This is a genomic window from Christiangramia sediminis, from assembly GCF_020552705.1.
Lineage (GTDB): Bacteria > Bacteroidota > Bacteroidia > Flavobacteriales > Flavobacteriaceae > Christiangramia > Christiangramia sediminis.
The window spans coordinates 209,355-234,227 of sequence record NZ_JAJBZG010000002.1 but is presented as its reverse complement, the minus strand read 5'-3'; the positions used below and the strand labels follow the sequence as shown (position 1 = coordinate 234,227).

The 24,873-nt window shown below is 39.0% G+C and carries 24 protein-coding genes; 14 read left to right on the top strand and 10 right to left on the bottom strand.

The window, feature by feature from the left end; genetic code table 11:
• Window positions 1–317: 317 nt before the first annotated feature.
• The 9 genes from LGQ90_RS05405 (at window position 318) to argH (ending at window position 9,796) form a co-directional block, all read left to right on the top strand.
• On the top strand, window positions 318–956 hold the full coding sequence (locus LGQ90_RS05405; RefSeq protein ID WP_229338957.1) for a GNAT family N-acetyltransferase: 639 nt from the start codon (window positions 318–320) through the stop codon (window positions 954–956).
• 177 nt (window positions 957–1,133) lie between these two features.
• Window positions 1,134–2,321, top strand: a complete 1,188-nt coding sequence (locus tag LGQ90_RS05400) for an argininosuccinate synthase (RefSeq protein WP_229338955.1) — start codon at window positions 1,134–1,136, stop codon at window positions 2,319–2,321.
• Window positions 2,318–3,283, top strand: a complete 966-nt coding sequence (argC, locus tag LGQ90_RS05395; protein WP_229338953.1) for an N-acetyl-gamma-glutamyl-phosphate reductase — start codon at window positions 2,318–2,320, stop codon at window positions 3,281–3,283. The genes LGQ90_RS05400 and argC overlap by 4 nt, the downstream gene beginning before the upstream one ends.
• Before the next feature lie 116 nt (window positions 3,284–3,399).
• The gene (gene proC, locus LGQ90_RS05390) at window positions 3,400–4,194 is read left to right on the top strand and encodes a pyrroline-5-carboxylate reductase (RefSeq protein ID WP_229338951.1); all 795 of its coding nucleotides are present in this window, start codon (window positions 3,400–3,402) and stop codon (window positions 4,192–4,194) included.
• A gap of 2 nt (window positions 4,195–4,196) precedes the next feature.
• Entirely contained in the window at window positions 4,197–5,345 is a 1,149-nt protein-coding gene (locus LGQ90_RS05385; RefSeq protein WP_229338949.1) for an aspartate aminotransferase family protein, read from the top strand.
• A 141-nt stretch (window positions 5,346–5,486) separates the two neighbouring features.
• The gene (locus tag LGQ90_RS05380) at window positions 5,487–6,437 is read left to right on the top strand and encodes an N-acetylornithine carbamoyltransferase (RefSeq protein WP_229338947.1); all 951 of its coding nucleotides are present in this window, start codon (window positions 5,487–5,489) and stop codon (window positions 6,435–6,437) included.
• 87 nt (window positions 6,438–6,524) lie between these two features.
• Entirely contained in the window at window positions 6,525–7,301 is a 777-nt protein-coding gene (gene argB / locus LGQ90_RS05375; protein WP_229338944.1) for an acetylglutamate kinase, read from the top strand.
• Entirely contained in the window at window positions 7,301–8,371 is a 1,071-nt protein-coding gene (locus LGQ90_RS05370) for a M20 family metallo-hydrolase (protein ID WP_229338942.1), read from the top strand. The genes argB and LGQ90_RS05370 overlap by 1 nt, the downstream gene beginning before the upstream one ends.
• A gap of 147 nt (window positions 8,372–8,518) precedes the next feature.
• Window positions 8,519–9,796, top strand: coding sequence for an argininosuccinate lyase (gene argH, locus LGQ90_RS05365; protein ID WP_229338940.1), 1,278 nt, complete (start codon window positions 8,519–8,521; stop codon window positions 9,794–9,796).
• A gap of 65 nt (window positions 9,797–9,861) precedes the next feature.
• On the opposite strand, the gene leuB is transcribed toward argH, so the two are convergent.
• From leuB to LGQ90_RS05345, 4 genes are read right to left on the bottom strand one after another with little or no spacing between them, the layout of a single operon-like run.
• Window positions 9,862–10,977, bottom strand: coding sequence for a 3-isopropylmalate dehydrogenase (gene leuB / locus LGQ90_RS05360; protein WP_229338938.1), 1,116 nt, complete (start codon window positions 10,975–10,977; stop codon window positions 9,862–9,864).
• 5 nt (window positions 10,978–10,982) lie between these two features.
• Window positions 10,983–11,606 carry a 3-isopropylmalate dehydratase small subunit gene (leuD, locus tag LGQ90_RS05355; protein ID WP_229338936.1) on the bottom strand — a complete coding sequence of 208 codons (624 nt, stop codon included), beginning with the start codon at window positions 11,604–11,606 and terminating at the stop codon, window positions 10,983–10,985.
• Entirely contained in the window at window positions 11,606–12,988 is a 1,383-nt protein-coding gene (gene leuC / locus LGQ90_RS05350; protein WP_229338934.1) for a 3-isopropylmalate dehydratase large subunit, read from the bottom strand. The genes leuD and leuC overlap by 1 nt, the downstream gene beginning before the upstream one ends.
• 5 nt (window positions 12,989–12,993) lie before the next feature.
• Window positions 12,994–14,166, bottom strand: a complete 1,173-nt coding sequence (locus LGQ90_RS05345) for a 2-isopropylmalate synthase (RefSeq protein WP_229338932.1) — start codon at window positions 14,164–14,166, stop codon at window positions 12,994–12,996.
• A 148-nt stretch (window positions 14,167–14,314) separates the two neighbouring features.
• On the opposite strand from LGQ90_RS05345, the gene LGQ90_RS05340 reads away from it, so the two are divergent.
• Window positions 14,315–15,859: a hypothetical protein gene (locus LGQ90_RS05340; RefSeq protein ID WP_229338930.1), complete on the top strand. Its 1,545-nt coding sequence runs from the start codon at window positions 14,315–14,317 to the stop codon at window positions 15,857–15,859.
• A 10-nt stretch (window positions 15,860–15,869) separates the two neighbouring features.
• Window positions 15,870–16,739 (top strand): DMT family transporter, encoded by an 870-nt coding sequence (locus tag LGQ90_RS05335; protein ID WP_229338928.1) that lies wholly within the window; start codon window positions 15,870–15,872, stop codon window positions 16,737–16,739.
• A gap of 10 nt (window positions 16,740–16,749) precedes the next feature.
• Here LGQ90_RS05335 and ypfJ read toward each other — a convergent pair whose 3' ends face one another.
• From ypfJ to panB, 3 genes are read right to left on the bottom strand one after another with little or no spacing between them, the layout of a single operon-like run.
• Entirely contained in the window at window positions 16,750–17,595 is an 846-nt protein-coding gene (gene ypfJ, locus LGQ90_RS05330) for a KPN_02809 family neutral zinc metallopeptidase (RefSeq protein WP_229338926.1), read from the bottom strand.
• Between the two features lie 50 nt (window positions 17,596–17,645).
• Window positions 17,646–18,350: an RluA family pseudouridine synthase gene (locus LGQ90_RS05325; RefSeq protein ID WP_229338924.1), complete on the bottom strand. Its 705-nt coding sequence runs from the start codon at window positions 18,348–18,350 to the stop codon at window positions 17,646–17,648.
• A gap of 59 nt (window positions 18,351–18,409) precedes the next feature.
• Entirely contained in the window at window positions 18,410–19,228 is an 819-nt protein-coding gene (gene panB / locus LGQ90_RS05320; RefSeq protein WP_229338922.1) for a 3-methyl-2-oxobutanoate hydroxymethyltransferase, read from the bottom strand.
• 64 nt (window positions 19,229–19,292) lie between these two features.
• Here panB and LGQ90_RS05315 point away from each other — a divergent pair, with 64 nt between their 5' ends.
• On the top strand, window positions 19,293–19,751 hold the full coding sequence (locus LGQ90_RS05315) for a nuclear transport factor 2 family protein (RefSeq protein WP_229338920.1): 459 nt from the start codon (window positions 19,293–19,295) through the stop codon (window positions 19,749–19,751).
• Here LGQ90_RS05315 and LGQ90_RS05310 read toward each other — a convergent pair.
• The 3 genes from LGQ90_RS05310 to LGQ90_RS05300 form a co-directional block, all read right to left on the bottom strand.
• On the bottom strand, window positions 19,748–20,782 hold the full coding sequence (locus LGQ90_RS05310) for a formylglycine-generating enzyme family protein (protein WP_229338919.1): 1,035 nt from the start codon (window positions 20,780–20,782) through the stop codon (window positions 19,748–19,750). The two genes, LGQ90_RS05315 and LGQ90_RS05310, sit on opposite strands and share 4 nt — an antisense overlap.
• 165 nt (window positions 20,783–20,947) lie before the next feature.
• On the bottom strand, window positions 20,948–21,652 hold the full coding sequence (locus LGQ90_RS05305; RefSeq protein WP_229338916.1) for a CPBP family glutamic-type intramembrane protease: 705 nt from the start codon (window positions 21,650–21,652) through the stop codon (window positions 20,948–20,950).
• A gap of 14 nt (window positions 21,653–21,666) precedes the next feature.
• A complete protein-coding gene (locus LGQ90_RS05300) occupies window positions 21,667–23,100 on the bottom strand; it encodes an L-serine ammonia-lyase (RefSeq protein ID WP_229338914.1) in 1,434 nt (477 codons plus the stop codon).
• A 107-nt stretch (window positions 23,101–23,207) separates the two neighbouring features.
• Between LGQ90_RS05300 and LGQ90_RS05295 the strand changes: the two genes are divergently transcribed.
• Both LGQ90_RS05295 and LGQ90_RS05290 read left to right on the top strand, forming a co-directional pair.
• Window positions 23,208–23,576 carry a S24 family peptidase gene (locus LGQ90_RS05295; protein WP_229338912.1) on the top strand — a complete coding sequence of 123 codons (369 nt, stop codon included), beginning with the start codon at window positions 23,208–23,210 and terminating at the stop codon, window positions 23,574–23,576.
• Window positions 23,573–24,868 carry a Y-family DNA polymerase gene (locus LGQ90_RS05290; protein WP_229338910.1) on the top strand — a complete coding sequence of 432 codons (1,296 nt, stop codon included), beginning with the start codon at window positions 23,573–23,575 and terminating at the stop codon, window positions 24,866–24,868. Before LGQ90_RS05295 ends, LGQ90_RS05290 begins: the two co-directional genes overlap by 4 nt.
• Window positions 24,869–24,873 lie beyond the last annotated feature (5 nt).

The following is a 24,873-nucleotide window of genomic DNA, read 5'->3' as shown; positions in this document are numbered from 1 at the left end:
ATTTGTATACATTTGTAACATGATTTCTATCAGACAAATAATATTACCCCGTTTCAATTTTAGGCCCCGCCGCTTCTAGTCGGTTGGCCCTGAAACGATTTTCTATTAATATTATTTGATTTTTTTCCACTTTGAATTACTTAAACAGCATAGAATACAAACTTAATATCAGGACATTTTCTGATATTTCTCCTATGCGCCGCAGTTTCCCCCGTCGCACGTAAGTGCGTCAATATATCTATGGAACTTAGGTGAGTCCGGTTCCGCCCTCGAAAACCCAAATCAAAACATATTTTTCAACATAAATTTTTTAGCAGATGAAAATTCTCATTGCTAATAAATCTCATGCTTCTTGCGCTGAGATCATTTGTAATACTATAGAAGAGTCGGCAAAGGTCCGTGGTACTGGGATCGCGCGCAGAACTCCTGAATATATTATCAATAAGATGGAGAAGGGAAATGCCGTGATCGCTCTGGATGGTGAAAAATTTGCCGGTTTCTGTTACATAGAAACCTGGAGCCATGATAAGTATGTGGCTAATTCCGGGCTCATCGTGCATCCCGATTTCAGAAATCAGGGACTGGCCAAGGAGATCAAAAATGTCATTTTTGAGCATTCCAGAACTAAATATCCCGAGGCAAAGATCTTTGGGATCACTACCGGTTTGGCGGTGATGAAGATCAATTATGATCTTGGATATCAACCGGTCACTTTCTCTGAACTTACCGATGATGAATCTTTCTGGAAAGGCTGCCAGACCTGTAAGAATTACGATGTGCTTACCAGGACAGATCACAAAATGTGTTTGTGTACAGGGATGTTATATGATCCTGCGAAAAAGAGAGAAACCAAAAAAGTTGAAAAGCCTAAAAGTAAATTCAACGAAAAGGCATTCCAGAGATTAAAACATATTAAACAAACGCTTTTTTATAAAAAGGAAAAGGCTGAAAAATAAAACTGAGCACCCCGCCCGACAGTACCGGACACCCCTCCTTTTTGAAGGATGGGAGCATAAAAATTAGTGCATTCGTGGCAAAAAAGAAATATAAATAGAGCGTCATTCTGAACTCGATTCAGGATCTCTTGAGAAGCTGAAACAAGTTCAGCTTGACGAAATGAATAGAATATACAAATGAAAAAAGTAGTTATAGCATATAGCGGAGGTCTGGACACCTCTTACTGCGCGAAATATTTATCGGAAGAAGAAGGTTTTGAAGTTCATGCCGTGAGTGTAAATACCGGTGGATTTTCAAAGGACGAGATTCAGAAGATTGGCGATAATGCCAAAAAGATAGGAGCAAGCAGTTATAATAATATCGATGCCATTTCTTCCTTTTATCAAAAGGTGGTGAAATATCTCATCTTCGGAAATGTTTTGAAGAACGATACCTACCCTTTATCCGTTAGTGCCGAAAGGATCATTCAGGCCATTGAAATTGTAAATTATGCTAAAAAGGTTGGCGCTGGATATATCGCTCACGGCAGTACCGGTGCAGGAAACGACCAGGTAAGATTCGATATGATCTTCCAGATAATTGCTCCTGAAATTAAGATCATCACCCCAATTAGAGATAAGCAATTAAGCAGGCAGGAAGAGATCGAATACCTCACAAGTAAAGGTGTCGAAATGAACTGGGAAAAAGCCAAATATTCAATAAATAAAGGACTTTGGGGAACCAGTGTGGGAGGAGCAGAAACGCTGACTTCAGATAAACCTTTACCAGAATCTGCATATCCTTCACAGTTAAATGAAATCGAGTCAAAACAGGTTAAATTGGGTTTTACCAAAGGAGAATTTACGGCTATCGATGATGAGCAGAATTCACCTGAGAAAAATATCGAAATTTTGGAAAGAATAGCCTCAAAATACGCCATTGGCCGGGATATTCACGTGGGAGATACCATTATCGGGATTAAAGGACGGGTTGGTTTTGAAGCTGCAGCGGCGCTAATAACCATAAAAGCGCACCATTTACTTGAAAAGCATACGCTTAGCAAATGGCAGCTTCAGCATAAAGATTATACATCAAATTGGTATGGTATGCACCTGCATGAAGGTTTGTATCTGGATCCGGTGATGCGGGATTTCGAAGCGCAACTCCAAAGTTCCCAGAACAAGGTTACTGGCGATGTTTTTGTTACGCTGCATCCATACAGATTTACTTTAGACGGAATCAAATCTCCAAATGATCTTATGAATAGTAGTTTCGGAAATTACGGTGAGGAAAATAAAGCCTGGACGGCAGATGAGGTTAAAGGATTTATTAAGATCCTTTCAAATTCTGGAAAGATCTATCAACATGTAAATCAGGAATCATGATCGAAGCAGGAATCATTGGCGGAGCAGGTTATACTGCCGGGGAATTGATCAGAATTTTACTAAATCATCCGGAAGTGCATCTGAATTTCGTTTTCAGCACTTCACAACCTGGAAAACCATTAAGTAGTATTCATCAGGATTTGATTGGAGAAACTGAGATTAAGTTTACCGATAAGATTAATAGCGAAGCTGATGTTATCTTCCTTTGTCTCGGCCACGGAAACTCTAAAAAGTTCCTCGCAGAAAATCAATTTTCAGAAAAGACGAAAATTGTAGATCTAAGCACCGATTTCAGACAAAAATCTGAAGATCATGATTTCGTGTATGGTTTGCCTGAACTAAATAAAGATCACATCAAAAAGGCTAATTTCATCGGAAACCCGGGTTGTTTTGCCACGGCGATCACTCTGGCAATTCTCCCGTTGGCCAAAAATAGCATTTTGAAAGACGAAGTTCATGTAAATGCTGTAACAGGAGCAACAGGGGCTGGAACTTCGCTATCTGAAACCACACATTTTTCCTGGAGAGATAATAATTTTTCAGCCTATAAATCATTTGAACATCAGCACCTGCACGAAATTGGCCAGAGTTTAAAACAGTTGCAGGCAGATCATGAAGCGGCTATCAATTTTATTCCGAATCGCGGGAACTTTTCCAGAGGAATACATGCGACTGCTTATACTAAGTTTTCCGCAGACCTAGGAGAAGCGAGAAAGCTCTACCAGGAATTTTATAATGACGCGGCTTTCACGTTTGTAACTGAGGAAGAATTGCATTTAAAGCAGGTGGTGAATACAAACAAATGTTTGATGAGATTACAAAAATTTGGGGATAACTTATTAATCACCAGTGTGATGGATAATTTATTAAAAGGAGCTTCGGGACAGGCAGTTCAGAATATGAATTTAATGTTTGGCCTGGAAGAAAAAATGGGACTGAATTTAAAAGCCAGTTATTTTTAAGGAAACCTTACAGGATTTCAAAACCTGTGAGGTCTTATTTGAAACTACACGAATTTCAGGATCTCAGAGAAGCTGAAATAAATTTAGCTTGACGGATTAAATAAAATTATAGGAAAATGAAAATAGCAATTATCGGCGCGGGAAATCTGGGAGTTTCCATTGCGAAGGGATTGATCTTTAGCAATGCTTTTACCACGTTGTATCTTACCAAAAGGAAAACCGAAGACATTCAGGAGTTTTCGGAATATAATAAAGTGACGATCACTTCCAATAACCCGGATGCGGTAAAAAATTCTGATATTCTAATCTTCGCAGTGCAACCCACACAATTTGAACGGATCCTGGAGGAGATCAAAAATGAACTCACCGATAAGCATGTGTTGATCTCTACGGTCACCGGATTCAAAATCCCACGAATGGAAAGTATCGTAGGTGAGCATCATTTCATCATCAGATCTATGCCGAATACTGCGATCGCCGTGGGTAAATCTATGACCTGTCTTTGCAATAATGAAATAGGAAAAAAAAGGATCGCTATCGCAGAAGCTATTTTCAACCGATTAGGCACCAGTATCATCATTCCTGAAAATAAGATGCAGGCGGCTACCGTGATCTGCGCCAGTGGAGTGGCTTTCTGGATGCGTTTGATACGAGCAACCACCCAGGGGGCGGTACAACTCGGTTTTGACGCGAAAGACGCTCAGGAACTCTCTATGCAAACCTGCCTGGGTGCCGCGAGTTTATTAATTGAGTCGGGCAAACATCCCGAAGAAGAGATCGACAAGGTAACTACGCCACGTGGTTGCACTATCGAAGGACTTAACGAAATGGAACATAATGGACTCAGTTCTTCACTTATTAAAGGGATTCAGGCATCCTTCAAAAAAATCAATAACATTTCAGAACAGTAATTATGGAGTTATTCGACGTTTATCCGCTTTATGATATTACTCCGGTGAAAGGAGATGGTTGCTATGTTTTTGATGAAAACGGAAAAAAATACCTGGATCTCTATGGGGGTCATGCGGTGATTTCTGTTGGTCATGCGCATCCGGAATATGTGAAAGCGATTCAGGATCAGGTGGCGAAACTTGGTTTTTATTCAAATTCTATAAAAAATCCTTTACAGCAGGAACTGGCCGATAAACTGGAGAAAATCTCAGGTATCAAAGATTACAGCCTGTTTTTATGCAGTTCGGGGGCTGAAGCGAATGAAAATGCCTTAAAAGTGGCCTCTTTTCAAACCGGAAAGGACAGGGTCATTTATTTTGAGAATGCTTTCCACGGAAGAACTTCCGGCGTAGTGGCGATCACCGATAATGAGTCTATAAAAGCTCCTTTTAATAATTTTCATAAAGTAACGAAATTAGCTTTTAATGATACTGAATCTTTGAAAATGGAGATCGAAAAAGGGAATGTAGCCGCGGTTATTTTTGAAGTGATACAGGGCGTTGGTGGACTGGATGAAGCTGAAGCTGATTTTTATAAGCGGGCAGCCGAATTATGTAAAGAAAATAAAGTGATGTTAATCACTGATGAGGTACAGTCGGGTTACGGAAGAACCGGTGATTTCTTTGCCTTTCAGAAACATGGAATTCGTCCGGATATTATAACCATGGCCAAAGGAATGGGTAACGGATTCCCTACTGGAGGAATTCTGATCGATAACCATATTCCGCCGAAATATGGCATGCTGGGTACTACTTTCGGTGGAAATCACCTTGCCTGTGCTGCGGGAATTTCTGTCCTAAATATTATTAAGGAGGAGAATTTGATGGAAAATGCCGCGATTGTTTCAGAATTTGTAATGGCAGAAGCTTCGAAAATTTCAGAAATTAAAAAGATCAAAGGAAGAGGCTTGATGATTGGTTTGGAATTCGATTTTGAAATCGCTGCCCTAAGAAAGGAATTGCTATTTGAACACCAAATCTTTACCGGAGCATCCTCAAATAAGAAACTGCTTAGAATTCTGCCACCATTGAATATTAAAAAGGAACATTTTGAAATTTTCTTTGAGACGTTGAAAAAAGTATTAAAAAATCAAGTTACGAGGTCATCCTGAACTTGTTTCAGGATCTCTAGAGAAGCTGAAACGAGTTCAGCTTGACGAAAAATAAAAGAAAGGGAATGTCATTTCGAACGAAGTGAGAAATCTAAGATTCCTCAGTCGCAAACTTCTTCGGAATGACAAAAAAGGAAATAAATGAAAAATTATACCACATTAGCAGACATCCATGATCTCGATGGTCTGATTGGAGAAGCCAGAAGTTTAAAATCTAAAAACACCGCATCCAATACGGGAAAAGGAAAAACCTTGGGGATGCTCTTTTTTAATCCCAGTTTACGCACCAGGTTAAGCACTGAAAAAGCTGCGAAGTTATTGGGTATGGAGGTGATGGTGATGAATGCCGATAAAGATGGCTGGGCTTTGGAATTTGAGGATGGGGCAATAATGAATTCTGATAAAGCCGAACATATAAAAGAAGCGGCGGCAGTGCTTTCTCAGTATTGCGATATCATTGCGGTTAGGGCGTTTCCGGGTTTAAAGGATAAAGAAAAGGACGAATCTGAATATGTACTTAATAGTTTTAAAAAATATGCTTCAGTTCCGGTGGTAAATCTGGAAAGTGCAACCGGTCATCCGTTGCAGGCTTTAACCGATGCTATGACAATTCAGGAATTCAATAAAGCTGAAAAGGCTAAAGTTGTTTTGAGCTGGGCGCCGCATCCAAAAGCTTTACCACAATCTGTTGCGAATTCTTTTACAGAAATGATGCAGCGCCTGGATGTTGATTTTGTGATCACCAATCCTGAAGGATATGATCTGGATCCTGATATCAGGAAGGATGTAAAGGTGGAACATGACCAGGAAAAAGCATTTAAAGATGCAGATTTCGTGTATGTTAAGAACTGGAGTAGTTATGAGAATTACGGTCAGATTCTGGATATTAAAGAAAACTGGACCGTTAACCAGGCTAAATTGAAAAATACCAATAATGCGAAAGTGATGCATTGCCTTCCGGTAAGACGAAATGTGGTAATTGCAGATAATGTCCTGGATAGCGAAAATTCAATTGTGATTCAGCAGGCGAATAACAGGACCTATGCTGCACAGGCGGTTTTGAAGAGAATACTGGAGTGTAGAAAGGAATAATTGAATGTCATTTCGAACGCAGTGAGAAATCTGAGATTCCTCAGTCGTGAACTCCTTCGGAATCACATCTGGAATGAAAAGTTGAAAATGAAACAAACCCTGAAAATAATAAAAATAGGAGGTAAGCTTATCGAAAATGAAGCTTTCCTGAATTCCTTTCTGGAAGATTTCGTTCAAATGAAAGGTCCGAAGATCCTCGTGCATGGTGGAGGTAATAAAGCTACCGAGGTAGCCGGGAAACTCGGTTTTGAAACCAAAATGATCGATGGAAGAAGAATCACAGATAAGAATTCTATGGAAGTGATCACGATGGTTTATGGTGGACTTTTAAACAAAAGTATCGTGGCAAAGCTTCAATCGAAAAAGCAAAATGCCATTGGACTTTGCGGAGCAGATGGAAACGTCCTGATCTCAAAACTCAGAGAAGTTAAAGATATAGATTACGGATTTGTTGGCGATATAGATCATGTAAATACAGAATTTATAGATTCACTTCTGATGCAGCAAATTGTTCCGGTATTTTCGGCAATATCATGTACTGAAGATGGGATTTTGCTGAATACCAATGGAGATTCTGTAGCTTCAGAGATCGCGATTGCTATGAGCAAGTTTTATGAAACTCAGCTCTATTTCTGTTTAGAAAAGAAAGGAGTTTTAACCGATATCTCAGATGAAACCTCGTTGATTTCTGAATTGAATTCTGAAAATTATAATAATCTGGTAGCTTCAAAAGTGATCACCGATGGAATGCTTCCGAAACTTCATAATTGTTTTGAAGCCATCAAGCGTGGAGTTTCTAAGGTGATTCTGGGAGATGCTTCTTTGTTGAAAGAAGATTCAATACATACTAAAATTTTAAAGTAATGCGGTTAAAAGAACTTCAGCAACAAGCCATTGAATTACTGAAAAACCTGATCCAGACTCAGTCATTTTCCGGTGAAGAGAATAAAACTGCCGACCTTCTGGAAAAATGGTTCAGGGAACATAAAATTCCGCATAAGAGGTTTTTAAATAACGTTTGGGCGGTCAATAAGAATTTTGATGAATCTAAGCCTACGCTTTTGTTGAATTCGCATCACGATACCGTTAAACCAAATTCAGCCTATACCAGGGATCCATTTAAGGCAGAGATCGAAACTGGTAAATTATACGGCTTAGGTAGTAACGATGCCGGCGGATGTCTTATTTCCCTTTTGGCTGTATTCACTTATTTATATTCAGAAGAAAATTTAACTCATAATATTCTCTTTTCGGGAACTGCGGAAGAGGAGATTAATGGAAAAAATGGCATTGCCGCCTTACTACCGGAAATTCCCAAAATAGATGTGGCTATCATAGGAGAACCCACGTTGATGAATCTTGCAATTGCTGAAAAGGGCCTGATTGTCTTCGATGCCGTTGTAAAAGGAACTCCTTCGCATGCCGCCCATCCGAATACTGATAATTCGATCTATAAAACTGCTAAAGTTCTGGAATGGTTCGAAAATTTTAAATTGGAAAAGGTTTCAGAAAATCTGGGAGAGGTAAAAGTAACCGTGACCCAGATTAATGCGGGCAGTCAGCATAATGTAGTACCGGCAAAAACGCACCTGGTGATCGATGTTCGGGTGAATGATAAATATACTAACGCGGAAATTGAGAAAATTCTAAATGAAAAAGCTCCGGTTGATGAGATCACTGCCAGGAGTTTACGATTGAATTCATCTTCAATTCCAATCGATCACGAACTGGTGAAAGCGGGAATTGATATTGGTATGAAAACGTATGGTTCACCAACACTTTCAGATCAGGCGATGTTAAGTTGTCCGTCCTTGAAATTAGGCCCAGGTGATTCTACCAGGTCGCATTCGGCAGATGAATTTATTTATATAAATGAGATCGAGGAAGGAATAGAAAAATATATAAAACTGCTGGAGAAAGCGCTTAAGAAATAGCAAACTAAGGATGCCGCACTGAGCCTGTCGAAGTGCGACAGAAAAGTATGAAAAATGTCATTTCGAAACGTAGCACAGCGAAGTGAGAAATCTAAGATTCCTCAGTCGTAAACTCTTTCGGAATGACACCAACAAAAACAAGAAAATATGAAACTCTGGGATAAAGGTATTTCAATAGATAAACAGATAGAAAAGTTCACTGTAGGCAATGACCGCGAACTGGATATGCACCTGGCCGAATATGATATTCAGGCTTCCAAAGCGCATGCAAAAATGCTCGGGAAAATCGGAATATTGAATAATGCGGAAGTGGAAGCTTTACTTTCTGAATTGGATAAATTGAAAGGTCAGCTTGAAAAAGGAGAATTTCATATTGAGGAAGATTTTGAAGATGTTCATTCTAAAATAGAATTTGAACTCACTAAAAAACTTGGCGATACTGGAAAGAAGATACATACGGCCCGCTCAAGAAACGACCAGGTTTTAGTGGCCCAGCAATTGTATTTCAAGAATAACCTCCAGCAGATCTCCGGAAAAACAAAGGCACTTATCGATGTGCTTTTAGGTCTGGCTGATGAGCATAAAGAAAAGTTACTTCCGGGCTATACTCATCTGCAGGTAGCCATGCCATCCTCTTTCGGACTATGGTTTTCAGCTTATGCCGAATTGCTAATCGATGACCTATACTTACTTGATGCAGGCTTAAAGATCGTTGACCAGAATCCTTTAGGGTCGGCAGCGGGATATGGTTCATCTTTTCCAATAGATAGAGAGTTTACTACTCAGGAACTGGGCTTTTCAACTCAGAAATTTAATGTGGTGGCTGCGCAAATGAGCAGGGGGAAATGTGAACGGACGGTAACTTCAAATATCGCTTCTTTAGCCAATACTCTTTCAAGATTTGCTATGGATATCTGCCTGTATATGAGTCAGAATTTTGATTTTATTACCTTCCCCGATGAGTTAACCACCGGTTCCAGCATTATGCCGCATAAAAAGAATCCTGACGTTTTTGAACTGATCAGAGGGAAATGTAATAAGCTTCAGGCGATCGCGAATGAAATGATTTTGATCACTAATAATCTTCCTAGTGGTTACCATAGGGATTTTCAGCTTATAAAAGAGAATAGTATTTACGCGGTAGAGAATATAAAGGAGATACTGGATGTTTTTACCCATTCCATCGCCCAGATAAAAGTGAAGGAAGTAGACCTAAAGGATGAAAAATATAAATACTTGTTTACCGTAGATAGTATTAATGAGTTGGTATTACAGGGGAAGTCATTCAGGGATGCCTATAAAATAATAGGGGAGCAGATTCAAAATGGCAAATATGAAGCTACCGAAGGAATGCAACATTCACATTCTGGAAGTAAAGACAATCTTTCGCTGAATATGATAAAGAATAAACTTCAACAGCTTTAAAAAGACATGCCTCCTGAAGATCAATCTTGCAGGAGGCAGCTGTCTAAACAAGCATGAACTAATCTTTATATTATGGTCATCTGCCCCAGGTTGAGGTTTTCATTGTTTACAATATGACCCTCGGTATCGCTGATCACACTTTCAAGGAAATCTCCAACTCTTTCGGTAGAGTAATGATTATCTTTATTAATATCTATGGTGCAAACGTTCAGTTTTATACTCAGATCTACTGCCAGTCTCACCGTTTCCGCTTCTTCCTTAAGACCAAGATGATTCAACATCATAGCTGCGGAAAGTACTGAAGCTATAGGATTGGCAATTCCCTGACCTGTTGCCTGGGGATAGGAACCATGTATAGGTTCAAAAAGCGCATTTTTAGTTCCTACCGAGGCCGACTCTAGGAGTCCGATACTTCCACCAATTACGCTGGCTTCATCAGAAATGATATCTCCAAACATATTTTCGGTTAGGATCACGTCAAACTGTTTTGGGTCTAAGATCATTTGCATGGCAGCATTATCCACGAATAAATATTCGACCTTTACCCCGGGATATTCTTTTGAAATTTCTGCAACCGTTTTTCTCCATAAACGGGAGGTTTCCAGAACATTTGCTTTATCGATCAGGGTTAATTTTTTTCTTCTTTCTTGTGCAGCTTTAAAAGCCAGGTGGGCAATACGTTCAATTTCTTCTACGGAATAGGTACAAAGATCTGAAGCGCTTTTTCCATCTTCTGCAGTACTCTTTTCTCCAAAATATATTCCGCCGGTCAATTCCCGGTAGATCACCATATCTGCACCTTCAATATTTTCAGGTTTCAGGGGAGATTTATGAAGTAAACTTTCGTAAGCCCTAACAGGCCTGATATTGGCGAAAAGTCCGAGCTCTTTTCTAAGTTTTAGAAGTCCCTGTTCCGGTCTTACTTTAGCCGAAGGATCATTATCATATTTTGGATCACCAATTGCCCCGAATAGCACAGCGTCAGATTTTTTACATAGTTCGAGCGTGGTTTCAGGCAATGGATCCCCCAATAAATCTATTGCAGCTGCACCCACGACAGCTTCTTCAAAATTGAACTCATGATCAAATCTATCGGCAACAGCTCTCAGCACTTTCACTGACTGCTGCGTTATTTCAGGACCAATCCCGTCTCCGGGAAGTACAGCTATATTAAATTTCATATGTTTTAAGTTTGTAGGGTTTCTTGCGGAACTGCCTGGTTTCCGTTTCTTATTTGTTCAAATTTTTTAATGGCTTCCAGTTTGCTGGTTAAAAAATCTATATCGTCATAGCCATTGATAAGGCAGGTTTTTTTATAGGGATCTATATCGAAATTTTCTGATTCGCCAGAAGATTGGATACCTATTTTTTGTTCTTCGAGATCGATTATGATCTTTTCCTGCGCATCTTTTTCTACTGCAGCGAATAATTTATGCAGAAAATCGGGACTCACCTGTACTGGTAATAAACCATTATTTAAGGCATTTCCTTTAAAGATATCTGCAAAATAACTGGACACCACCGCCTTGAATCCATAAGATTTGATTGCCCATGCCGCATGTTCACGGCTGGAACCACAGCCAAAATTATTGCCGGCCACCAATATGGACCCTGAATATTTATCCTGATTTAAAACAAAATCTTTATTGGGTTCTCCATTTTTATCAAAGCGCCAGTCACGGAAAAGATTATCTCCAAATCCTTCTTTATCTGTGGCTTTTAAAAAACGGGCCGGGATGATCTGGTCTGTATCCACATTTTCAGCATCTAAAGGCACTGCCGTATCTGTTAGTTTTATAAACTTTTCCATCAATTCAGTGTTTGGGTGTAATTTGAAATTTTTCCTGAAATCGCTGTTGCGGCAGCTGTAAGGGGACTGGCCAGAATCGTCCTGGAACCGGGTCCCTGTCTTCCTTCAAAATTCCGGTTACTGGTAGAGACACAATATTCTCCTTCAGGAATCTTATCATCGTTCATGGCCAGGCATGCAGAGCAACCCGGCTGTCTCAGTGTAAATCCTGCTTCCTCGAATACCTTGTCCAAACCTTCTAATTTGATCTGTTCTGAAACCTGTCGGCTTCCCGGAACGATAAGCGCATTTACATTTTTAGCTTTCTTTTTTCCTTTAATAAAAGACGCGGCAACCCTGAAATCTTCAATCCTGGAATTTGTGCAGCTACCTATAAAAATATAATTGATGGGCTTTTCCAGTAAGGTCTCACCAGCTTTAAAGTTCATATAAGCCAGTGCCTTGGCATCACTTTTATTCCCTTCAACAGGGATAGAACCGGTAAGCTTGATACCCATCCCCGGATTGGTTCCGTAGGTGATCATAGGTTCTATATCTTCAGCTTCAAAAGAATATTCCTGGTCGAATTCAGCGCCTTCATCAGATTTCAATGTTTTCCAGTGCGCTTTCATTTTTTCAAATTCCGCATCTTTTGGAGCGAATTCTCTGCTTTCCACATAATCTATGGTAGTCTGGTCGGGAGCGATCAATCCGCCGCGGGCACCCATTTCGATACTCATATTACAAACCGTCATTCGGCCTTCCATAGACATGTCTTCAAAAACATTTCCGGCGTATTCGCAAAAATATCCGGTTCCGGAATTTGTTCCCAGTTTGCTAATAATATATAGGATCACATCTTTTGGCAGTACTCCATTCTTCAGTTTTCCATTCACATTTACCCGAAGTCTTTTCGGTTTTTCCACCAGCAAACACTGGCTGGCAAAAACCTGAGTGACCTGGCTGGTGCCAATTCCGAAAGCAATGGTTCCGAAGGCACCATGAGTAGAAGTGTGACTATCTCCACAAACTATGGTCATTCCTGGTTGAGTAATACCAAGTTCCGGAGCCATGACGTGTACGATGCCATTATAAGGATGACCTAAACCATAAAGCGTAATATTATTCTCTTCGCAATTCTGACTTAATTCCTTCAGTTGTTTTCTGGACAATAAGTCCTTAACCGGAAGGTGTTGATCTTTAGTCGGCGTATTATGATCTGCCGTGGCAACAATCTGCTCTGGTCGAAACACGGGAATATTTCTTTCCTTCAGTTCATTAAAAGCCTGTGGGCTGGTCACTTCATGTATCAAATGTTTATCGATATATAAAATGTCCGGCCCGTTAGGAATGCTTTCCACAACATGGGAATCCCATATTTTGTCAAATAAAGTTTTCTTCATATCAATTAAGCAATTGCTCTTGAACTTTTTCTATAGATATCCATAATAGTATGAATATCATGATCTGCTACTTCTTTCCTGGCATCAGCGAAATTCAGAAACTCGGAATAGACAATGTCTAATTCCAGTTTAGTTAAATTATAACCCATTTTCTTCGCTTTATGGGCCAATGCCGCTCTACCGCTACGAGCAGTCAAAATAATAGCTGACTCGGTTACCCCGACATCGGCTGGATTTATAATTTCGTATGTTTCTCTATTCTTAATGACGCCATCCTGGTGGATACCCGAGCTATGGGCAAATGCGTTCGCACCGACGATCGCCTTATTAGGCTGGACGTACATGCCCATTTCCCTGGAGACCATTTTACTGGTGTCGTACAACAATTGCGGATTTATATCTGTATTCAATTGCAAGTATGGATGTTGTCTCAAGATCATGACGACCTCTTCCAAAGCAGTATTTCCGGCACGTTCACCAATTCCATTAATGGTGCATTCTATTTGTCTGGCGCCATTAGTAATTCCAGCAATAGCATTCGCTGTAGCTAATCCAAGGTCATTATGACAATGACAGGAAATGATCACGTTTTCTATTCCCACGACATTTTCTTTAAGATATTTGATCTTTTTTCCATATTCCTCCGGAAGACAATAGCCCGTAGTATCAGGAATATTAAGTACCGTAGCACCATTTTTTACTGCTTCGGTACAAACCTTGGCCAGGAATTCATTTTCAGTTCTTCCGGCATCTTCGGCATAGAATTCCACATCATCAACAAAGCTTTTGGCGTAAGCGACAGCTTCACCGGCTCTTTCAATAATTTCAGGTCTGCTGGATTTGAATTTATATTTTATATGAGAATCTGATGTTCCAATCCCGGTATGTATTCTTGGTTTTTTGGCATACTTAAGTGCTTCCCCAGCGACTTTAATATCATTTTTCACAGCACGGGTCAAACCGCAAACAGTAGCATTTTTAACGAGTTTTGAAATCTCATTTACCGATTGGAAATCACCGGGACTAGAAACAGGAAAACCTGCTTCGATCACATCTACACCCAGTTCATCCAGTCGCGCAGCAATTTTTAATTTTTGTTGTGTATTCAGTTTACAGCCGGGGACTTGTTCTCCGTCCCTCAACGTAGTGTCAAAAATTTCTACCTTTTCAGTACGCATATGAGATTTATTTTACTTTATCTTTATCTAAAGTATCGGAATGATTATGCTTTTACATTTGATTAGTTGAAAGTGTTACGATACTTGAAGTAGATATATAAACTCGTAAATCATTGTTTTATAGTGGTTTGGAAATTTTTGATTTACAATGACCAATGACTTAACCGAAAACCTATTTTCTTTAATAAAGTCTTTATCGGCTTCTGAAAAAAGGCAATTCTCTCTATATGTTGGAAGGGTAGGAGTGAATTCTGATTCAAAATTTTTGAATTTATACAAGGTCATGTCTCGTCAAAAAAAGTATGATGAGTCTGAAATTCTTAAGAGTACCAGGATCACAAAACTTCAGCTTTCTAATGTAAAATCACACCTTTATAAGCAACTGCTTATTTCACTTAGGCTTAATCCCGCGCATCAAAGTATCCCGGTGCAGATAAGAGAACAGGTAGATTTTGCATATATACTTTATCATAAAGGGCTTTACCAGCAAAGTTTGAAATTGTTAGATAGAGTTAAAAGCCTGGCAATTAATTACGAGGAAAAAAATCTCACTTACGAAATACTGGAGCTGGAAAAGATCATCGAATCCCAGTATATCACGCGGAGTATGAGCAATCGGGCAGATATATTAATAAAGGAAACCGAAGAAATAAGTAAGCTGAACACGATTTGGGGAAAACTATCAAATTTGTCTTTGGAATTATATTCTATTTTTCTGAAAAAAGGATATTGCAAAAGTCAGGAGGAAGCAGATGAGATCAAGTCCTATTTCAAGGAAAAGCTGCCGGAATATAATTACCAGGAATTAGGTTTTAGAGAACGGCTGTGGTTGTACAAGGTACATCTCTGGTACAGCTTTTTGATTCAGGATTTTTTAGGATGTTATCGATATTCCATGAAATGGAAAGATCTTTTTATTGAATATAAACATTTGATTCCCATACATCCTGTTTCCTATTTAAAAGGAAGTCATTATTTATTAGAATCTCTTTTTTATCTGAATCATACCGGTCTTTTTGAAGCAACCTTAAAACAACTGGAAGACTCTTTGAGGGATCCTAAAATTCCTCATAACGACAATATCTCTGCGCTATCATTTCTTTACGTGTATTCAAATAAACTTAACCTTAGATTTATGAAAGGGGAGTTTAGTAATTCTGAAGAATTGATTGATAAGATCAACGAAAAGATCATAAAGTTCAGAGGTAGGTTAGACGAGCACCATATCATGGTTTTTTATTACAAGATCGCCTGTTTGTATTTTGGGGATGGGAACAATAAAAAGTGTATTGAATTCCTTAAAAAGATCATTAATAATAAATCGCTTGAAATGCGACAGGATCTTATGTGTTTTGCCCGCATTCTTAATTTAGTAGCACATTATGAAGCGGGAATGGATTATCATTTGGACAGCCTGGTGAAATCCACTTATAAGTTTTTGATCAAGATGGATGACATGCATGGAGTTCAGAAAGAAATGATAAAATTTATCAGAAATCTACCCGATGTGTCGCCCCTGGAGATCAAAACTGAATTTAAAAAATTGCATGCTACTTTGAAAAAATTTGAAGACCATCCATATGAACGCAGAGCCTTTCTTTATCTGGATATTATCTCCTGGCTGGAAAGCAATATTGAAAACAGGCCGGTAAAAGAGATTATTATGGAAAAGAGTCAGGAATACTCAAGATAAAACTCAGGATTTGTCAGAAAGGCGTCAGTATTTAACCAATATTCTCCAATTAAATCTTGCGGTATTACTTATAAGTACCTCGGGTGTTCTGGGCAGATATATAGATTTGCATCCCGTTACCACTATTTTTTACAGATGTATGATCGCTGTGGTGGTTTTCTATCTCTATTGCCGCTGGAAGAAAATAGATCTTAAAATTGAAAATAAAAGGGATCTGCTTAAATTGATTCTTGGTGGTATTTTGATGGGTGCCCATTGGATCACTTATTTCTTTTCCCTGCAATATTCCAGCGTGGCAATCGCATTATTATCACTCTTCACTTACCCGGTGATCACAGCATTTTTGGAGCCTATACTTTTTAAGACCAGCTTCAATAAAATACATATTGCGCTGGGTCTTTTGGTACTGGCAGGGATCTATTTTCTAAGTCCGGAATTTGACCTGGAAAATGATTATTTCATCGCGATTATTTTCGGAGTAGCCTCGGCAATATTTTATGCTTTCCGAAATCTTTTAATGAAACGGGAAGTGGAGCGCTATAACGGTTCGGCATTGATGTTTTACCAGATCCTGGTGATTTCTATATTCTTGATCCCGTCGCTATTTTTCAGTGAATTTGATTCGGTATTAGCTCAATGGAAACCGCTTTTTATCCTTGCTGTGCTCACCACCTGTATCGGTCATACCTTATTTTTGAAGAGCTTTAAAAACTTCAGTATTACTGCAGCGAGTATTATGAGCAGTATTCAACCGGTATATGGAATTTTATTAGGTATATTTTTCCTGAGCGAAATTCCTTCGTTAAAAACTTTAATTGGCGGAACCTTGATTATAAGTGCGGTAGTTATTGAAAGCTTAATTTCATTCAGAAGAACATAATTAAACTTTTCTAATTTAGAACTTCACTGAAGGTATCACCCTGACTAATATCGCCAGTTCTATAACCTTTCATAAACCATTCTTTTCGTTGTTCAGAAGTACCGTGTGTAAAAGAGTCGGGATTAACCCTGCCGCTGGTCCTTTTTTGAATAGCATCGTCGCCTACAGCATTTGCAGCGCTCAAAGCTTCGTCAATATCACCTTCGCTTAGATACTGCTGGTTATATTTTGTCCAGACACCGGCATAAAAATCTGCTTGTAATTCCAGAGCTACAGATAATTCATTGGCTTCAGTTTGATTTCCCTGCTGCTGTAGCTGTCTTACTTTTGAGGCTGTTCCTAACAAATTCTGTACGTGATGCCCAACCTCATGAGCCATTACGTAAGCAATGGCAAAATCTCCACCTTCCGCTCCAAACCTGCTTCGAAGCTGTTCAAAGAAGCGAAGATCCATATATATCTTTTGATCACCGGGACAGTAGAAAGGCCCACTGGCTGCAGAAGCTCCTCCACAAGCAGTTTGAACGGCATCAGTAAAAAGTACTAATCCCGGTTCGCGATATTGCCTATTGTTTTCAGAAAATATTTCAGACCAGATATCTTCGGTATCTGCAAGGACAGTGGCAGTAAAATCTCCCATTTCCTTTTCTTCAGCAGTAAGTTCTCTTGATTCTGTTTGAGTTTCTCCGGTGCCTTCGAGTTGTTGAAGTACCGAAACATCACCATCACTTAAAATAAACTGGGCGATCACAAAGATCACCCCTATGATTCCGCCTCCTGCGATAAGTTTTCCTTTTGATGAAGAACCTCTGCGGTCTTCCACGTTATCGCTTTGTCTTCTGCCACGCCATTTCATCTCTTAAAGTTTTAATTAAAAATACTAATTTAAGAAATGCGAAAAATTAATTATTTCACAATTGCGTCCCAAATAGGATCTGACGGGGGAGGAGCAATAATATGTATGGGTTCCTTTTTTACGGGATGGATAAATTTCAATTCCCTTGAATGTAAATGAATACTCGCATCTTTATTACTTCGGTCAAAACCATATTTCAGGTCTCCTTTTATGGGAGAGCCAATGGCCGATAACTGACTACGAATTTGGTGATGTCTTCCGGTATGAAGATCTATTTCTAGCAAGTAATAGTTATCCAGTTTCTTTTTTAATCGGTAATCTAAGATCGCCTTTTTAGAATCTGGTACTTCATTTTTATGAGCGTAGGATTTATTTTGCTTGGAATTTCTTTTCATAAAATGCACAAGCTCGCCTGATTCATGTGGCGGTGGATTTTTAACCACCGCCCAATAGGTCTTTTTAGCCTCTTTATCCTGAAATAATTTATTAAGCCTGGGCAGGGCTTTAGAAGTTTTTGAAAAAACTACAATTCCGCTGGTGGGTCGGTCCAGGCGATGAACAACGCCTAGATAGGCTTCTCCGGGTTTATTATATTTTTCCTTCAAATAAGACTTTACAACTTCGCTCAGGGGTTTGTCGCCGGTCTTGTCCCCCTGCACAATATCTCCCGCTCTCTTATTGACAATAATAATGTGATTATCTTCGTGTAAAACCTGAAGATTGTCCTTGTTTGAAAGTATTTTTTCTGAACTCAATATGGATTACTTTTTCGAAAAATTCCAGAAATTTAATTAGAAAAATTTTCTTTTTTACCTTAGTACTGCTCGTCGTCAGACGGGAAAGAGCTGCTTTTTACATCATCTTTATAATTCTGAAAAGCTTTGGTCATCTCGCCATGAAGATCGGCGTAGCGTCTTAGAAATCTTGGGTTAAATTCATGCGTCATTCCCAGCATATCGTGGACCACCAACACCTGACCATCCACACCGTTACCGGCTCCAATCCCGATAACAGGAATGGTAATGCTTTCTGCCACTTCTTTAGCTAGCTTGGCAGGTACTTTTTCAAGCACAATAGCAAAACAACCTATTTTTTCCAGCATTTTTGCGTCAGCTTTAAGTTTCTCAGCTTCCTGCTCCTCCTTCGCTCTAACCGTATAGGTCCCGAACTTATAGATTGACTGTGGAGTAAGACCTAAATGTCCCATCACCGGAATCCCGGCATGCATGATCCTTTTGATACTTTCCTTTACTTCTTTTCCGCCTTCAAGTTTAACCGCATGGCCGCCGCTTTCTTTCATGATCCTAATGGCAGATCTTAAAGCTTCTTTTGGATCACTCTGGTAACTTCCGAAGGGAAGATCTACGACCACTAATGCACGATTTATAGCTCTAACCACACTGGTAGCATGATAGATCATCTGGTCTAAAGTGATTGGAAGTGTAGTCTCATGTCCCGCCATTACATTACTGGCAGAGTCGCCCACAAGGATCACATCTATTCCCGCACCATCCACAATTTGAGCCATAGTGAAATCGTATGCCGTAAGCATACTTATCTTTTCACCATTAGATTTCATATCTACAAGAGACTTGGTGGTGATACGTTTGTATTCCTTTTTTGCAACAGACATGTACTTGATTTTAAATTTGAGTAAAAGTAGTAAATTCGTTAACCACATTCAAAACTACTTAGGCATGAAAAAAATAATTATTGTACTTCTGTTGATCACCAATATTGCGGTTTTTGCCCAAACGAATGAACCTTCAGAAACACCTGAGAGATTGGTGAAAGATTTCTTTGAGGCTTTTCATGCACAGGACACCGTAAAACTTAAAAGCTTTTCTGTAGAGGGAGTGAAACTGGAATCTGTATCTATAGATGCGGAAGGGAATACAAAACTAACTTCAGATGATTATTCTAAATTCATAAAAAGTATCGCTTCAATCCCTTCGGAAGCAACTTTTGAAGAAAAATTACATGAGTTCAGGGTTGAGAGAAATGGTTTACTGGCCACCGTCACTACTCCATATTCATTTTATTTTAACGGAAATCTTTCACACTGCGGGGTTAATAGTTTTCAACTGGTAAACTTCCAGGGAGAATGGAAAATAGTTTATCTGATTGATACCCGAACTAAAAAAGATTGTGATTAAATATCCCTGACGCACCTAAATCCTGTATGTTCAAGTCCGGTATCGGGAGCAGAGCTCATCCTGGCTGAATTTCTGTAACCCGTGCAATAACTTTCGCTGCAAAGAAAGGAGCCACCACGGATCACCTTTTGCTGTTCCATATTGATAAAATCTTTAAAATAACCGTCTTCTCTTTTTTCAATTTTTGAATAGGCATCGGGATAGTAGGTATCGAGGCACCATTCCCAAATATTACCTGAAGTTTCATATAATCTATAGGCATTGGGAGGGAAACTTTTAGCGGGTGCTTTTTTTTCAAAATCATCGGCTACCGTGTTTTGTCTGGGAAAATTTCCCTGGTGAAAATTGACCATATCAGTAGCCTTTTCAAAATCATTTCCCCAATGATAGATCAAAGTGTCGTTGCCTGCGCGATTAAAATATTCATATTCTGCTTCTGTAGGTAATCTTTTTCCAGCCCATTTTGCATAAGCCATGGCATCGTACCAGGAAACCTGGACTACGGGAAAATTATCCTTGCCCTCAATATCACTGTCGGGGCCGGTAGGATGTTTCCAGTTAGCTTTTTTTTCAAATTTCCACCACCATTCAGGATTGTAGGGATCAAAGACCAATGCACCCGGCTCATATTTTTTTCCTTTTATTTCGAAAGAACGTTCAGCTGTGGTCACATAGCCTGTTGCTTCTACAAATTCTCTAAATTGGGCATTGGTGACTTCAGTTTGATCAACCCAGATAGGATCAATATTCTCTTTATGGCGTGGAAATTCGTCCTGTCTCGCCTGATTGCTATTTCCACCCATCATATAGCTACCGCCTTCCAGCTTTATCATATTTTTTGTAGAAGCAGAATCTTCACGGGTTTTTATAAAGGAGATCTCTCTTAAATAGTTTTCGTGATAGTCTACAGTATTTACTTCGGGTTCTTGTTCAATTACCTGTATAGGCTTCGATTTTTTATTTTCATTGCAGGAAAGCATGAAACAAAAAGCAGAGAGAACTAGTAAGTAAGATTTTATAGATGATGACATTTTGATCGATAAATTGGCTTCAAATATAAATATAAAAAAACCGGGAAATCAAAATTTTGATTTCCCGGTTTCTTAAGCTTAGTATTAATGGAGCTATGGTTTAAGCAACACTCTAAACCTTGCCTTATTATTCATCATTTTTTCAAATTATCATACAAGAATGCTTCAGGACCATGTAAAATGGGAAAGAGTAAAGGGAAGAACAAAAATCAATACCAGGGAGTTATTCATACTATGCATTAAAATGGGCCAGATCATTCCTTTATTTTCCAGCTTAATTTTTCCGAAGAAATAGCCGGCGATAATGCGAGGGAAGATCATAAGAAATAGCACCAGATCTAATTGAAAAGTGTCTACATAATTATAAATATGTACGAAACCGAATATGATCGCTCCCAGAATCCAGATGATAAGGTAATACCTATGCAGCCAATAGCAGGCGCGTCTATAATATCTTTCAGGAATTAGCTCTCCCATGGCATAATATATCAAAGCGAGAACTCCCAGTAATAATATATATTTCAAAGCCCAGTGAGCATTTTCAGGAATTAAGATAAGACCAAACAGATATAGAATCGCACATATAAAGATCTTCAGACTTGTAGCGCTAGGTTTAAGAATGCTTCTGAAAATACTCTCCTCTATTACAGGAGCAGCAATGGCCGCGAGGAATATAAATTTTAAAGGATTTTCTTTCAGGCTTTCCAGAATTTCAATCTGCTCATATTTTTGAAGGTCCAGCTCAAAAATAAATACACTGAGAAACTGGAGTACGATGAAAAATAGAAAATAGCACAAGATCATTAAAGAAAAGTTCCTGATTAGGTTCTTCACTTTAGTTTCAAGATTGTTATCTCTTAATACATTCAAATTTCAATTCTGTTTTAACAGTCACTTAAACTAACTCTTACAGCAAGGCCACCTTCAGAAGTTTCTTTGTATTTTTTATTCATGTCCTTGGCGGTATCCCACATGGTTTCAATCACTTTATCCAGAGGCACTTTGGCGCGGCTGGCATCACTTTCCATCGCGATCTCTGCCGCGTTGATAGCCTTGATAGCTCCCATAGCATTTCTCTCGATACAGGGTACCTGAACCAGCCCTCCAATAGGATCACAGGTTAACCCAAGATGATGTTCCATGGCGATTTCGCTGGCCATAAGAACCTGCTCAGGAGTTCCTCCCATAAGTTCGGTTAATCCTCCAGCAGCCATGGCTGATGATACACCTATTTCTGCCTGGCAACCTCCCATCGCTGCAGAAATAGTAGCACCTTTTTTAAATAGACTTCCTATTTCACCGGCTACAAGCATGAATTTTTTAATGTCTTCGTATTTGGCATCATGGTTTTCGATACACAGGTAATACATTAAAACTGCGGGAACAGTACCCGCGCTACCATTGGTAGGAGCAGTAACTACCCGGCCAAGTGAGGCATTTACCTCGTTTACACTCAAAGCAAAACAGGTAACCCATTTAAGGATTTGCCTGAATTTCACTTCAGTTTGTCTAATTGCCGGGATCCAGTCTTCTACATTTGTATAGCCGGTCTCGCCAATTAATCGCTGATGCATCTCAAAGGCTCGTCGCTTCACATTAAGACCGCCGGGAAGCGTGCCTTCTGTATGACAGCCAATATACATGGACTCCAACATCACTTGCCAAATCTGCTTAAATCCGGCATCAATTTCTTCTTCGGTTCTCAAAGAGCGTTCATTTTCAAGAACAATTTCTGAAATAGGTTTGTTTTCAGCTTTACAATATTGAAGTAATTCGGTCGCTTTTTCTACAGGAAAGGGAAATTCCTGAAAATTCTTCATTTTCTTACTAGCGTTCTTTCTTTCTTTCTTTACCACGAAACCACCGCCGATAGAATAAAAAGAAGAGGAAGATTTTTTGCCATTATAAAGACACGCCCTAAAGGTCATTCCGTTGGGATGAAATTCAAGGAACTTTCTATTGAATTTAATGTCTTCAGCAAAACTGAAATTTATATCTCTTTCTCCATTCAGCAATAATTTGCCTGTTTCTTTGATCCTTTCAATTTCAGCTTCAATAATAGAAATATCCATAGTCACAGGATCATGACCCAATAAACCAAGCAGTGTGGCAATATCTGTAGCATGACCTTTCCCCGTAAGACTTAAAGACCCATAAAGATCTATATGAATTTTTTCAACTTCTTTAAAGCAGCCTTTTTTCTTCAGTTCTCCTATCCAACGCTGAGCAGCTCTCCAGGGACCTAAAGTATGTGAACTAGAAGGACCCACACCTACCTTCAACATATCAAAAACGCTAATGCATTCTATTTTCCGCATTCAATTGTAAGATTTGTTGGCAAAATTAAGTTTTTCTTTGAGATAAATAGCTTAAAAGAATTAGGAAATATTCCATAATAATTAGGAATATTTCCTAATTTTGAAAAATGGAAAAATTAGTTTCAGGAAAAATTAAGAGAAGTAAAGACAGGCATGCTCCTGAAGTCTCGTTACAGACCGGCTTTCCCAGCGCGGCTACCCATTATCACGAAGCCTCCATAGACTTGCATAACGAACTGGTATACAATCAGGATGCAACTTTTTTTATCAGGGTAGAAGGAAATTCCTGGAGTAAATTTAATATTCGGCATAATGATGTATTAATTATAGATCGCGCTCTAAAACTTAAGCAAAATAGACTGGCGTTGGTGGTGCAGGAGGGTGAATTTGATGTTATAAGATTTTCAGAAAACCAGGCAAAATCTGAATTTTTATTATGGGGTGTGGTTAGCTATATAATTAAGGATGTATTATGATTGCAATGGTAGATTGTAATAGCTTCTATGCTTCTTGCGAGCAGGTATTCCGGCCAGACCTTTGGGGAAAACCCGTAGTGGTTTTAAGTAATAATGATGGTTGTATCATTGCTGCCAATAAAGAGGCTAAATCCCTGGCTCATATCCCAATGTTTGAGCCTGTTTTTAAAATTAAGGAAACACTTATAAAGAATAAGGTGACTCTTTTTTCATCAAATTACACCTTGTATGGAGAAATGTCTCAACGGGTAATGAATATTTTAAGTACTTTTTCTCCTTTAGTGGAAGTATACAGTATAGATGAATCTTTTGTAGAGTTGAGTGGGTTGGAACATATCAATTTAAAGACCTACGGAAAAGAGATCAAGGATAAAATTTTTCGATATACGGGACTTCCTGTAGGGGTGGGCATAGCTCCCACTAAAGTCTTGGCGAAGTTAGCAAATAGGATGGCTAAAAAATTGCATAAATACGATCATGTTTGTGTGATTGAAACCGATGAAACCAGGATAAAAGCTTTAAAAAGTGCCAAAATTGGAGATGTTTGGGGAATTGGGAGACAGCACGCAAAATTATTACAGGAAAATAAAATTTTCACCGCCTACGATTTCGCTGAAAAAACTCCTGTATCCTGGGTACGTAAAGAAATGACGGTAGTAGGTGAAAGATTATGGCGGGAACTAAGAGGAGAATCCTGTATAGAATTTACTACAGTCCCCGAACCAAAAAAGGGAATAGGGACAGCAAAATCTTTTGGAAAACGTCTGGAAGATTTAAATATGATCGAGGAGGCCTGTGCCTATTATGTAAGTGAAGTTAGTGAAGTCTTACGTGCTCAAAAGTCCTGTGCCTCCTATATCCAGGTTTTTGTACATACTAATTATCACAGTAAATTTGACAGGCAATACTCTCAAAGTTGTACGGTTACCTTAACGATACCTACTAATAACACTTTTTTACTTGTTACAGAGGCAAAAAAAGCCTTGTATAAAATTTATAAAGAAGGATTCCGCTATAAAAAAGTAGGGGTTAATTTAAGCGGAATTATTCCACAGGAATATATTCAGGGAAATTTATTTGAAGAACCCCCAAAAATTTCAAATCCTGCGCTTATGAAGATCTTTGATAGCATCAATAATAAATATGGCAAATCCACCCTGGCATCGGCAACTACCGGCAGCCGAAAAGAAGAATGGGAGCTGATAAAAAAGCAACGCAGCCCCCGATACACTACTCAATGGCAGGAATTACTCAAAATTTGCAGCCCACAGAATACCGGAAAAGCCTTTTGAGAAAA